The sequence below is a fragment of the Bradyrhizobium sp. NAS80.1 genome, from assembly GCF_001908205.1.
Taxonomy (GTDB): domain Bacteria; phylum Pseudomonadota; class Alphaproteobacteria; order Rhizobiales; family Xanthobacteraceae; genus Bradyrhizobium.
This window is the reverse complement of record NZ_LGHL01000243.1, coordinates 1-11,103: the sequence shown is the minus strand read 5'-3', so window position 1 is coordinate 11,103 and position 11,103 is coordinate 1. Positions and strand designations below refer to the sequence as shown.

Annotated in this window: 12 protein-coding genes and 3 pseudogenes; 7 read left to right on the top strand and 8 right to left on the bottom strand. The window is 60.9% G+C overall.

All coding sequences use genetic code 11. The features are described 5' to 3' along the window. Positions 1-314: 314 nt before the first annotated feature. Positions 315-503 (bottom strand): hypothetical protein, encoded by a 189-nt coding sequence (locus tag AC629_RS46115; RefSeq protein WP_143199804.1) that lies wholly within the window; start codon positions 501-503, stop codon positions 315-317. A 702-nt stretch (positions 504-1,205) separates the two neighbouring features. Further along, on the bottom strand, positions 1,206-1,421 hold the full coding sequence (locus AC629_RS39740; RefSeq protein WP_084810132.1) for a hypothetical protein: 216 nt from the start codon (positions 1,419-1,421) through the stop codon (positions 1,206-1,208). A 29-nt stretch (positions 1,422-1,450) separates the two neighbouring features. Here AC629_RS39740 and AC629_RS47370 point away from each other — a divergent pair, with 29 nt between their 5' ends. Together AC629_RS47370 and AC629_RS39730 are read left to right on the top strand one after the other, a co-directional pair. Continuing rightward, on the top strand, positions 1,451-1,669 hold the full coding sequence (locus tag AC629_RS47370; protein WP_084810131.1) for a hypothetical protein: 219 nt from the start codon (positions 1,451-1,453) through the stop codon (positions 1,667-1,669). Between the two features lie 102 nt (positions 1,670-1,771). Next, positions 1,772-2,083 carry a hypothetical protein gene (locus AC629_RS39730; protein ID WP_143199803.1) on the top strand — a complete coding sequence of 104 codons (312 nt, stop codon included), beginning with the start codon at positions 1,772-1,774 and terminating at the stop codon, positions 2,081-2,083. An 808-nt stretch (positions 2,084-2,891) separates the two neighbouring features. Here AC629_RS39730 and AC629_RS39725 read toward each other — a convergent pair. The 3 genes and pseudogenes from AC629_RS39725 to AC629_RS39715 form a co-directional block, all read right to left on the bottom strand. Next, positions 2,892-3,959, bottom strand: coding sequence for a transglycosylase SLT domain-containing protein (locus tag AC629_RS39725; protein ID WP_245332146.1), 1,068 nt, complete (start codon positions 3,957-3,959; stop codon positions 2,892-2,894). Between the two features lie 284 nt (positions 3,960-4,243). Then, positions 4,244-5,108 (bottom strand): annotated as a pseudogene (locus tag AC629_RS39720) (Cj0069 family protein); the annotation flags it as partial. A gap of 13 nt (positions 5,109-5,121) precedes the next feature. After that, positions 5,122-5,301: pseudogene (locus tag AC629_RS39715) on the bottom strand (TatD family hydrolase); the annotation flags it as partial. 17 nt (positions 5,302-5,318) lie between these two features. Here AC629_RS39715 and AC629_RS39710 point away from each other — a divergent pair. From AC629_RS39710 to AC629_RS39695, 4 genes are all read left to right on the top strand, one after another. After that, complete coding sequence (locus AC629_RS39710) at positions 5,319-5,846, top strand: SAM-dependent methyltransferase (RefSeq protein WP_245332145.1); 528 nt, start codon at positions 5,319-5,321, stop codon at positions 5,844-5,846. A 126-nt stretch (positions 5,847-5,972) separates the two neighbouring features. Continuing rightward, positions 5,973-6,380 carry a hypothetical protein gene (locus tag AC629_RS39705; protein WP_143199801.1) on the top strand — a complete coding sequence of 136 codons (408 nt, stop codon included), beginning with the start codon at positions 5,973-5,975 and terminating at the stop codon, positions 6,378-6,380. A gap of 514 nt (positions 6,381-6,894) precedes the next feature. After that, positions 6,895-7,587, top strand: coding sequence for a hypothetical protein (locus tag AC629_RS39700; RefSeq protein WP_084810128.1), 693 nt, complete (start codon positions 6,895-6,897; stop codon positions 7,585-7,587). A 259-nt stretch (positions 7,588-7,846) separates the two neighbouring features. Then, entirely contained in the window at positions 7,847-8,236 is a 390-nt protein-coding gene (locus tag AC629_RS39695) for a hypothetical protein (protein WP_084810127.1), read from the top strand. A 102-nt stretch (positions 8,237-8,338) separates the two neighbouring features. On the opposite strand, the gene AC629_RS46110 is transcribed toward AC629_RS39695, so the two are convergent. The 3 genes from AC629_RS46110 to AC629_RS47365 form a co-directional block, all read right to left on the bottom strand. After that, positions 8,339-8,602: a hypothetical protein gene (locus AC629_RS46110; protein ID WP_143199800.1), complete on the bottom strand. Its 264-nt coding sequence runs from the start codon at positions 8,600-8,602 to the stop codon at positions 8,339-8,341. A 496-nt stretch (positions 8,603-9,098) separates the two neighbouring features. Beyond that, positions 9,099-9,284: a PRC-barrel domain containing protein gene (locus AC629_RS39685; RefSeq protein WP_245332144.1), complete on the bottom strand. Its 186-nt coding sequence runs from the start codon at positions 9,282-9,284 to the stop codon at positions 9,099-9,101. Between the two features lie 786 nt (positions 9,285-10,070). Continuing rightward, positions 10,071-10,211, bottom strand: coding sequence for a hypothetical protein (locus tag AC629_RS47365; RefSeq protein WP_168195701.1), 141 nt, complete (start codon positions 10,209-10,211; stop codon positions 10,071-10,073). A gap of 74 nt (positions 10,212-10,285) precedes the next feature. Here AC629_RS47365 and AC629_RS39680 point away from each other — a divergent pair. Next, positions 10,286-10,831, top strand: a pseudogene (locus tag AC629_RS39680) (phospholipase effector Tle1 domain-containing protein); the annotation flags it as partial. Between the last annotated feature and the right edge of the window lie 272 nt (positions 10,832-11,103).

The window sequence follows — 11,103 nt, the reverse complement described above, 5'->3', positions numbered from 1 at the left end:
CGTCTAAGTTGAAGCCACGTGCTAGCCTAAGCGCTAGAACCGCCTTGGACGAATAACTTCTTCTATCGCGCTCAAGCGCCTTGGCGTTTTCACACAGCCAAGACCCAGAGGAGACATCCCGTAGGCCGAGACGGCGCAAGACTTACGGTCTTGAAGGCCACGAGGGCAGCGCAGCGCTCGCCCGCGATGAGCTATGAGCCGAAGCGCGGCGATGCGCTCAGCATCAGCGTTGAGGATCAGCCGCACGATCTCGTCTTGATCGAATTGCTAGCGCTCGATAACGCGGCGCTTTCCGGCCAGCTCCTCGGCGGTCGTCACCTTGGCGGTGACGATTTGGCCTCATAGGCACGGATCAGGGCAAGATTCCTCAGGACGCGCTCGGTCGCCGACTCCTGTTCGGCATCGTCCTCGCCGTCCCGACAGGAGAGGCGGCCCGCCTCATAGTCGGTGAGGTCCTGACGATCGTTGTCTACCACCCATCGAAGGCGACCGATGGATTTCATCGAAGTCTCCACCGCAATGCGGCGACCCGGCACACTGCCCCCGCCGAAACGTGTGCCGGGCCTAGCCAGTCCGCCCGCTGGTCGAATCTGACCGGCTGGGGTCGATCTTGGGGCAAAATTGTGACTTTGAAAATTGCTCGGCTGCAACACTCGAAAGCTTTCTGCGAAAAGCAGCCTGCTACGGAATGGTGCCATGCATTGGCCGCCAACAGGCCAGAATCGCAACTGCAATTAAGCGCGTCTAGGATGCGGTCGGTTTCCGCGCTGGTTCGATCGAAGTCCGAGACCTCCGCTCCATCGCTAAATCGGCCCCCAGCCCCAGCGATGGAGCGGGGCACGATTCGGAAATCGTCACAACCACAGAAACTCTCGGCCGGTTTGCCCCGCCATCCCGGGACTGCACCAGATCAGCGAGGCTGGCTTTCGCTCGATCTATTCTGCGAAGCATTTCTGCCTGCCGTATGCAGAATGCGGTTATGGTGAGGTCACGCCGCGCGGCCTGCACCTCGTGCAACGCATGATCGATGGACGCAGCAACATTGTCGTCAATCATTGAATACCCCTTGGTAGGCACGGCAGCCTGGGGGGCGCACTCGCCTATCTGAATCGCAGGAAATGAACGAGGCCGCGGGAAATTTGGCAATCCCGGCTTACTACGGGAAGGCCCGCCAGCGTGAACAGGCGGGCCTCGTGTTCACCGCCTCAGCCGTCCTGGTGTAGTTCCTGTTCGATCGCTTTCAGCCGCTTTCTAAGAGCGCGATCTATGATGCTGGCTTCTCTTGGCGCGATTCTTCCCGTCGCAATATCGGCCAGCATCCTGCCCTGAAGCGTTGCAATCTGCTCCAGCGACATCTGCTCGATTCGAGAAATCCGCGCCTCAACATCGGCATTTACTTCCGCCGCTTTCCTGTTGCACATGTGCCTCGCTCCTCTGATGAGTCGCGATTTTGATCCTGGACCCCGGCGTCGCCGAAGCAAACGCCAGCACCGCCGGGATTGCGGAAAACTACCGCCTCAGCCGGCTGGCATCTGTCGCCAGCCTCTGCCGGTTACGCTTCCTGTGCGATCGGCGCCCGAACGCGAACTACATCGGGGAAGACTGGCCGGCCGGCCGGATCGCGATCGAGGCAATCAGAGCGCGGCGGCGAAGCGATGGAAGCGTATAGCTCGTGCTCAGAACCGCGGCTTTTTTTTGCAACGCTCATTCAACTGCGGTTCAGCCCGGGACGGCCAAACTCTCCATCACGAATCCACTCATGGAGGCTTCGATGGGAAAGCCGATTGCCATTCTACTCTCTTCCGCGGCGTTCGCCGCCCTTGCCGCGAGTAGTGCCGACGCCATGCCGATCTCGCGCTCGACCGCACCAACGTTGAAGGTCGAGCAGGTTCGCTGGGTCTGCAACGAATGGGGGCGCTGCTGGTATCAGCGGGACTATTACCGTCCGTACGGGTACTATAGACGCTTTGACGACGACGAGTGGCGAGAGCGTTACCGATACCGACATAGCTATGGCTATTACGGTCCACGTTGGGGCGATTACGGCTGGCGCCGCGGTCGGGAGGATGACAACGAGCAATGACTCGCGATCAGCGCGCGGCGTCGAGAGCATCGTGATCCAGCGCATGCTTGCTTCGAAGGTTCCCATGTAAGCTTGCTGTCAGGACGTGAGATCGCGATCTCGAATAGATCGTTCGAGCTTGACGCATTCACACCGAAGACCCGCCCGCGTCTCATTTTGAGCATGCCATCCGATTTCTAGTTTTTCCCGATCAGGGATAACCGCCGAATCGTTGGGGTTGGCCGATCAAAAAGACAAAGGGTGGATGAAATGAAGAAGGTGTTCGTGATCGCGGCTGCGTTGGTCGCTGTGACGTCGGCGGCTCATGCGCGCGGCCCGGGAGGAGGTTTGGCGGAGGCGCAGCATTCAACTCCTCGCCAGGGCATTCATTCCAGAGCAACGGTCCGGTTACCAGCGGTCCGACCGCTGGACCTGGCGCATCCGGTTATGCCCCCCGCCATCAGATGCAGTCCAATGGACCCGTGACCGGCTCGCCTGGAGCCTCGGGCTACGCGCCCGGTCATGTAAGGCGATAAGGTAACAAGAGGCCGCCTCAGTGGGCGGCCTCTTTCCTATCAGGGCCAAGGCCTGCGATGTTGCCTGCTGGCCCATCAGCCGACGTGATTACTCGTGAGTAATCTGGGAGCGCGGGGCCTCGGAGCGGCACTGGTCGAGGTTTTGGGATCAAACCGGCCGCCGGGGCCGAGCACCACCCAGCCTCTAAGCGGAACGCAAATCTGCCCGGCGCCGGAAACTGGATTGCCGATACACCTTCTAGACGAAACGAATATGGGCCAAGACGTGTGCGAATGAGCAGTCGCAAACTGTTCTATCTCAAGCGTTCGGCCGCCGCAGTTAGCACTGGATAGCGGGCATAGAGCGTGTCGACGCGGTCCCGCCACATCGCGACGAACGCGCCAGAGGTGAGATTATCGACCGACTTCCATTCGCGTTTGACCGCCGGCAGCGTGTTGCCCCAGATGGCGCGCTTGCACCATCGCTCGCCCTTCGCCAAGCCCTCCTGGGTTGCGCACATCGACTTCCAGGCAATCCGCTGCGGATGGCTGATGTGTTCGGCGGCTCCTTCCCAGCCCTGCTGGTGGATCAGGTAGAGATCTGGAAGCGTCGGCTTCTTGTGCGCTACTACTTCGAATATTGCAGCCTCGGTGACGAACTTGTAGGCGGCACCCATCGCGTTGTCGCGAGGATTGAGGATGTCGCCCGATCCGAATTTGCTGAACTCAGACTTGCTCAGCTGGAACAGACCGATATAGGAGCCGGTGCGTTGCCTGGGATCGAAATCGGATTCGATTTTGGCGACCGCCTTCATGAAACTGGCATCGATGCCGAACGCTTTGGCCGCGCGTTCGATCTCCTGGACCGGCGTTCCGAGCGGAACGCCGCTCAGCGCCGACAAGGCGATCTTCGCGGGTTTCTCCGGCGGCGGAATTTCCGAGTAGACGTAGTACTTGAGATACGCCGGTTCGCCTTCGCCCGGATTGGGCGAAGCAGCGGGCGGACGGTCCTGCTGTGGCGTTGCCTCGTTCTCGAGCGGCGCTGCCTCAAGGCTGGCGACCTGCGACATCCGCCCTTGCCGCGGCGAATTGGTTGCGTCGGACGGCATCACCGCGTCCGGCGCGGCGGCGCTGAATCCCGCCGCGACGATCGCATTAGCCGATGGTCTTGTATCGGATTTCGCCTCGATGGCCGGGGTCGGAAACGCCGCACCGGCATTTGTCAGGACGGTCGTCATGTTCAGCGGGATGGCGCTGAATGCATCAGCAACTCTCGCATTCGGCATTGCGACGCTCGGGCGCGACTCCGCGATCTGATGAATCGCGGCAAGCGACGTCGCGGTCAGCGCGCCGGCGATGCAGCTTGCTTGCCAAATCTTCAATGTCCCCAGCCGCGCCGGCGCGGTTCCCCCATTCAATTCCGACTACAGATCCTCGACTTGGCACGCAGATTAAGGAGGCGAAGGGAAGACAATAGGGCGCTCCTGTGGCGCACGTGCGGTCAGTCTCGGCCGCGCCGCCAAGATCGTCTAAATTGGAAGTTGCGGTCTTGATGAACCTCCTGCGAGAAACAGAACGGTCGATAGCGAACTCGAAGGGCGCGCGGGCATTCCACGAGGCGCGCCAATGCGCTCGCCGAAGTTACAGCGCGCGAACCGTTGAGCGGTCAGAGTTTCGACTGCAACCGATCGGCAACTCGGCGAGCGATCTCCCCCCGGCGCCTCGTCGGGGATCGGGAAGACCGAACTGACGTTGATCTCGCCGAGCACGTAACTGTCTGTGCCATCAGCGCCGGCTGGGCCAAGCATGAAATCGGTGTCCCAAATCATCGGGAGATCGCTCCTCGGGATGTCCATTAGTGACATAAGCTCCGGTGTCCACTGGTCTTCCATCAATCGGCGCAGGCGTTGGAAGCGCGGGTCGGATTTCGAGCTGTAGAGGCGCGGTCCGGCTTCGGCCCGCGCAGCTGGTGCCTCGACCAGGGCCTTGACCTTGTGGTGGCCGAACCCGGCGCAGTGATCGCCTGCCATGTAACATCGCACCACTCCTTCGCTCAGGCGCGCCTGGAATGGCTGATCGATCACGCAGCCGTCCTCGAAATACGCGATGCACCGATCGAGAAAATCGCCCAGTGCCACGTCCTCCGATGCTTCCTTTGTGGCGTCCAGCACGCGTACGATCGGCCGGGTACCTGGATTGGGCAGCAGCTCGACTTTCCAGACGCCCTGACCGCCATTGCCGCGGTTGCGCTTGATGACGCGCGACCCGGCGGCGAGCCGAGACGGCAATTCCGCACGCATCGCTTCGGCCGTTTGGTAGAGGGCCGTGTCGCAGCCCCAGCTCATCGTCCGGGTACGATGGAGCACCTCCTTGGTGCCCATCTTTAAGATCACATCGGGATGGGCGCTCACCCACACGCCGCGGGCCGCGACCTCGCGCAGCAGCGCGTCGAGGTTGGCGCGGTTGCGTCCCTCGTGAATCGGGTTGCCCCAGACGAGCACGCCATCGAACGTGGCAAGCTGCGCGCGCACGTCACTTCCAGTCTCAAGCTTTCACCTTGGAGAACAGGCGGAAGAAATTTTCGGTGGTCTGGCGCGAGATCTCCTCGAGCGACACGCCGCGCGTTTCGGCGAGCACCTTTGCGACCTCGACCACATAGGCCGGCTCGTTGCGTTTGCCCCGGAACTTGCCAGGCGCGAGATAGGGTGAGTCTGTTTCAACCATGGGCCACGCGCGGCTTCATGGAGCACGTACTGGACGAATTTGGTCCGTTCAAAAAGCTGAGCTGTCTCGAACCCGCGTGCGGTGCCGGCCATATGTCGAAAGTCCTGAAGGAGTACTTCGGCGAGGTGCGCTCTTCCGACGCGCACAAGTACGGGTACGGGGCCGTGAGAAACTATCTCGATGTCCCCTGCGAGGCGAACGCTGTCGATTGGGTGATCACCAATCCGCCGTTCCGATTGGCGGAGGACTTCGTCCATCGGTCACTCGTTGTTGCCAGACAAGGCGTCGCCGTCCTGGTTAGAACGGTCTTCATTGAAAGCGTTGGCCGATATCGCAATCTCTTCGAAAAGACCCCTCCGGCGATTTGCGCCCAATATACGGAGCGCGTGCCGATGGTAAGGGGGCGCCTCGATCGCAAGGCGTCTACCGCGACGGGATACGCCTGGCTCGTGTGGAAGAAGTCCGGCTCTCAATCGACCCGACTGGCATGGATACCGCCTTGCCGGAAATCATTCGAGCGAGATAGCGACTACGCGTCTCATTGATCGACTGTGCCGGGCGGCTTGCGGAAAACTATCGCGCGGCTCGCCTCCGAGCAGGCGACGGCGTAGAGCTGGCCATTCCCATTGTACCATAATCCCGATGGCAATATGATCGCTTGGGGGAGGGGAATGGCTGAGCTGACCGAACACGAGCTGCACTTTCTGTACACCCAGCGCATCGACGAGAGCGCGGTCATGGACTGCTCGTGGATGCGGTCGCACGGCTACAAACGGGAGATGGAGCAGGAGGGATACCTTTGGTGCATAGCGCCGAAGTCCTGCTACGCCGGTCACAGGCTCCGCAGCCGCGCGGGTCATTGCATTCAGTGCGATACGGCGCGCATCGCCTTCGTCAAACGCCATTACGATAGGGCATACATCTACATAGCCGGCTCGCTCGAATTGAAGGTGGTGAAGATCGGCAATGCCATTTGGCCAGAACGCGGGGTCGCCGCGCTCAACAGTCGCTACTACGGCGGCATTACTGACTGGGTGATGCTCTATCACGCTAAGTACGAGGAAGCGGGCAAGATTTAGTTCGCCGCACACGGGCGGCTCTTCGGCTACCGCCGCGGGGTGAAAGAGATATTTCGCTGCAACTACGAGACGGCGCGAGAAGCTCTGATGGAGGCCACCCAAGGCTTCCTTGGCGAGGATGAATGGGAGCGCAAGTGGGCGGAGATCTCGTACAGCTTCGAAGATTGAAGTCTGGAAGTCTAAAGGTCGAATGTCCGCTTAATGCCGCGCGGTCTGAGGGCTCGGATAACAACTCGGGGCGGCGCACACTTGGAGCAGCTCGTCCGACGAGCATCGCGTTAGCTCACCAGCGGCCAGTGGTGGGCCCTAGGCTTGACTGCGGCCCACCCCAAATCATGCCTTGGAACACATGGGCACAACTCGAGACGAGATCCTCGCGGAGTACTATCTCAAGGCGGCCGGCGTCGCCTCGGTCTGAATCGACCGCGACGGCCTGATCGGCTCTCAGGATGCCGCGCGCTTCCACCTCGAGGAGGGGCGCGTTGCCTATTGCTGCCCGCGCGGGGCCAATATCGTGCTTGCCTACGTCTCGGAGGCGAACAAGCGCGCATTCGTCTCGGTACAGGTCTTCAAGGGCGGTCTGGGCGGAGCGCCCATGACCTCTTGGTCCTTGAGGATCCCCTTGGTGAGGGCAACCGCCGCGCGCCGTCCGACCATCGCGTCGTGCGACAAGCACCGCCACGCACGCCTCGGCCATCTCACCGTCGAACCTCTCAAAACCTGCAAGGCGAAGTGGGCCGAGAACCGCGACAAGGCACGGTTCTACTACGATCTAATTCCGGATCAGGACGAGGTGCTGGATAAGGCGATGACGCTCTACGAAGCCGCCGAGCACGAATCCGCACCACAGGATTGGCTGCAGCTCGCGCTAGATCTGATGCTCGCGAGCACCCCGAATGCCAAGGGTGTGACAGAGCACTACGCCGCCGCTCTCGTCGATTCGATGATGGATGATCCAGAGATCTGGCAGGGCCACAAGCCGGGCTTCTCGGCCCCGGTGATCGTCCGCACCCTCCGCGAGGTCAGGAGGGCCAGCGCATTCGTCCCAGCGCACGCCGAGTTTATTAGCCTCTGCCAGAAACACCGCCAGCAGTTTAACCGCTGGCAACTGGACCTGACCACGCTGCACAACATCAGGGACGCCGCCGAGAACATCCTGATCAACCTCGGCGAGGTGGCCGAGCCTGATGGCGAGTATCCGTTCTGAGATCAAGGAGCGCGGCGCCACAAGCGTCCGCGCGGCGCACCCAACGTCGGCCTGACGACACCGTGGGCGCGCGGCCTATTAAAATTAAATACGATAAAATATACAAATAAATCAAATTAAATATAGATCATGGTTTAATAATGGATTAAACTGAAGCTGTTTGGCGTCGGATGTAAGCGTCAAACGCCCACGGCCCCGGCATCGCCCCCAGTCCAGCCCTGAACATGATGCCGGGGCCGCCCATTGCGCGAGGATCGAAATGCTCGCGATCAAGATCATCACTACGCCGGCTCACACCAAGAAGGCCGCGGCCCGCGCGCGCAAACACCGCGCCAAGAAGAGCACCGGGCGCAAGCGTGGCCGGCCGAAGTCGGAAGGCATCCCGGCATGGCAGGCGGCCGGTTTCAACAGCAGGAGCACTTACCAAAGGCACAAGAGGCGTGAGGCTCAAAATGACACCAAAAATGCATCACGCCACTTAAGTAAGAATAAGAAGCGTGACGGAATTTCTGTCTCACATGTGAACGCACCGACACCGATCAGCACCGACGCGATCAAGCCGCCGAGCTTCAATCTCGCGGCTTTCGGCATCACCGCCATCCAGATCCGGCGCGGTCCTGACATTCTCTCGACGTGGAGTCGGCCATGACCCGATGGATTCAGACCACCGGCGGCGCCGTCGCGTGAGCACGGCCTCAGGGCCGCGCGGAACGCTGAAGGTCCCGGCCCGGATAGTCACGACACCAGGGAGCTAGTCGCAACGGCGGACCCTGCGGACCGAACCGTCGTCGCGCTCGATCGTGACGGTGCGGCATCCGCGATATCCGCGATCATATCCGTAGGCGCGATAAGCGGGTCGATCATAGTCTCGGTAATAACGGTGCTCCGGGCCCACCCTTACGCCGCCAAGCGGCGTCTCAACTGCCACTTGAGCTGACGCGGGTGCAACAGAGATCGGCGCGGCGATAGCGAAACCAGCAACCGCCAGCGCACCAGCCAAAAACAGATTTCTCATAAGAGTTTCCTCCTGAGTTATTGCATGGCTTTCCAACATCCCGGGTAGGACTAGGTTCCTGCGCGAAATTCTTTTCCATCGAACGTTTGCACCTCCGACGCGTTTTCTAGTTCTGCGAATTTCATGGTTGGAGAAAGATCATGAAACGCTTTCGATTAAAACCAGGCAAGCCGCTCGGAGAATGGCTCGTCAGGAAGGCCCGACTAGCCCGAGAGAGGGCCGAGCACGTTCCACCGGGCAAGCTGCGTGAAGACCTTTTTAGGAAAGCTCACGAGGCAGATATCACCGCCCGCATCCACGAATGGCTGAATTCAGCGGGCCTTAAGCCCCCGACCTGAGAGTAAGGCCGCCTCAGTTTTCGCACGAGAACAAAAAAAGGCCCCAGCTCGCAGGGGGCAAGGAGCTGGGGCTAATGGGCATTATGCCTATGGGGATAGGCACCGGGAAAACTAGGCAACTGGCAGAACGTTCCTCCCCTACGCACAGCGTGCGGCGATCAGTTCTCGATGTGCTTTACGGTCGAGATCGGCCAGCGGCCATCATGCCCCCTGATCGAGACGCGCAGTCCATGGTCGTTGTCGACAAAAACGCGATCAATCGTACCGGCCTTGCCGTCGGTCAAGACGACGGCCTTTCCGACAAGCTCGCGCTCCGCAGCACGCAATTCGCGGAGGATACTCATTGCTCGCTGGTTGCCGTTGGTCATGATTTTAGCGGCGTAGCGCCTGCGATCCCCAACGCATCCACCGACCTAAGTGTTTGTTCCTATCCTCTCGGTCTTGCGACCGGCCGCCGTTCGATCCGCCGATCAGCGACCGGCCGCCCAGCCCGTCTCGCCGCCCCGGGGTGATGGAGGGAGGCGAGCGGTCATCGGCTTGATAATGACGGCGGTGGTGGATGGTTTCGCGCCATGCCGAAATGCGGGGACAACGCTGCACCAGCCCTAGTGACTAACCGTAGATCGCGGCAGCCTATTTGCGCGAAAAGGAGCGCGTAAAATGAGCGTTGAGGAACAATAGCTCAAGCACGCCTCTCTTCAGAAATATTTCCGACGCCGCCGGTCAGCGAACCAAAAGGACCGCGATAGCGCTGGCGTATCCAATCAATAGCAGGCTGGCAGCCGCTAGAGTGATCCAATCGATTGAGGGGTGGTGGGGAAGGTGAATGCGCATGACGGCCTCCCGCGCATTAAGCACGCTAAATCAATCGGCAATTGTCAAAACGGTTCCAACTGGGGCGGCGGCTTGTCTGCGGCGGCGTTTGACGCCCCGCTGCTTGGCCGGGGCCTCGCCGCCATGGGCTTAATGATGGGGGTAGGCAGCGAGGCCACGCCGCTCATTCGCGGGCGACGCGTAGGGGCAACAATCGCGATGGAAGACCGTTCCTGCCCGTGCATGCGCCGATTTCTATCGGAGCAGTTCGATGGGCAGGAGGGTGTCAGTCGTAGCCGGCGCTTCTTGGCATCATGTCACAGGGACTGACCCTCGTTGTGATTCCTGGCGATCGCCTCGGTGGCGCCGGGCTCGTTCATGGTGCCAATCCCAGCCGCCGCCTTGCGACGCACCCAGAAGCCGCTCAGGGTCATGAACGCCCGGATGCCCGCAATCATCAATGCGGCCGACGAACTCGGACCCGGCTCCAGATAAGCGCTAGCCGGATCGTTCGGATCATACGCGACACGGCGTCTGGTACGCGCGCCACGCGATGTCAATCGACGAGAACCGAGCGGACTTCGCGAGGGTGCCGTGGGGAGGGGTGCACAACAAGGGCCCTGAGCGCCCCGACGAATATCCTGACTGGCTGCAGCAAGTCTGGTTTGCCGGCAATCACAGCGACGTGGGCGGTAGCTACCCGGAAAATGAGGCCCGCCTCTCGGATATCGCGCTCAGATGGATGGTCCACGTAGCGACGAACTTGCCGGACGGGACAACCTCGGACGGTTACGGCATCAAGGTCGACGAGCGCTATCTCAAGCTCAATCCGGATCCTCTCGGACCCCAGCACGACGAGCGCGAGCCAGGATGGTTCGGCGGACGTTTCAAATGGGCTGAGGGCCTACGGGAGATCCAGCCCGAGGCGATTTTGCATTCCAGCGTCCTCAAACGGTTCGCAGCGGAAGCTGGCGTGCAGCACTACTACGAGATCGCGCCATACCGGCCCAGGAACCTCAGCGGGCACCTTAAGCTGACGGCCTATTACGCCGCGCCGCCGACCCCGGAGCCGCACTAGTGACGCCGGCGGGGTGGGTGTGTCTGACGGAAGAGTAGCGTCCGACTCGTTTTCTCCTGCAAAAGACTCACTTTCAGCTGCAATACGCAGCAACAACCGTCACTCGGCGGGCGGGCGTTCCACTGGTCTTTAAAGCCCGGATTCCACCGGCGGCCCGAACCGCTAGCAGGCTGTTGAAGAAGTCGGTAGCGAAGCGTTTCGTGTCGTGATTCTCTAGGATCAGGATTTAACTAGGGGGCGCGATGCGTGGGAGTGACGAACGGTCCGGCTCG

What these genes read in the sequence shown, in the direction of transcription:
- AC629_RS46115 (WP_143199804.1), bottom strand. Translation starts at nt 503, where the DNA reads ATGAAATCCATCGGTCGCCTTCGATGGGTGGTAGACAACGATCGTCAG.
- AC629_RS39740 (WP_084810132.1), bottom strand. Translation starts at nt 1,421, where the DNA reads ATGTGCAACAGGAAAGCGGCGGAAGTAAATGCCGATGTTGAGGCGCGG.
- AC629_RS39730 (WP_143199803.1), top strand. Translation starts at nt 1,772, where the DNA reads ATGGGAAAGCCGATTGCCATTCTACTCTCTTCCGCGGCGTTCGCCGCC.
- AC629_RS39710 (WP_245332145.1), top strand. Translation starts at nt 5,319, where the DNA reads ATGGAGCACGTACTGGACGAATTTGGTCCGTTCAAAAAGCTGAGCTGT.
- AC629_RS39705 (WP_143199801.1), top strand. Translation starts at nt 5,973, where the DNA reads ATGGCTGAGCTGACCGAACACGAGCTGCACTTTCTGTACACCCAGCGC.
- AC629_RS39695 (WP_084810127.1), top strand. Translation starts at nt 7,847, where the DNA reads ATGCTCGCGATCAAGATCATCACTACGCCGGCTCACACCAAGAAGGCC.
- AC629_RS46110 (WP_143199800.1), bottom strand. Translation starts at nt 8,602, where the DNA reads ATGAGAAATCTGTTTTTGGCTGGTGCGCTGGCGGTTGCTGGTTTCGCT.
- AC629_RS39685 (WP_245332144.1), bottom strand. Translation starts at nt 9,284, where the DNA reads ATGAGTATCCTCCGCGAATTGCGTGCTGCGGAGCGCGAGCTTGTCGGA.
- AC629_RS47365 (WP_168195701.1), bottom strand. Translation starts at nt 10,211, where the DNA reads ATGATTGCGGGCATCCGGGCGTTCATGACCCTGAGCGGCTTCTGGGTG.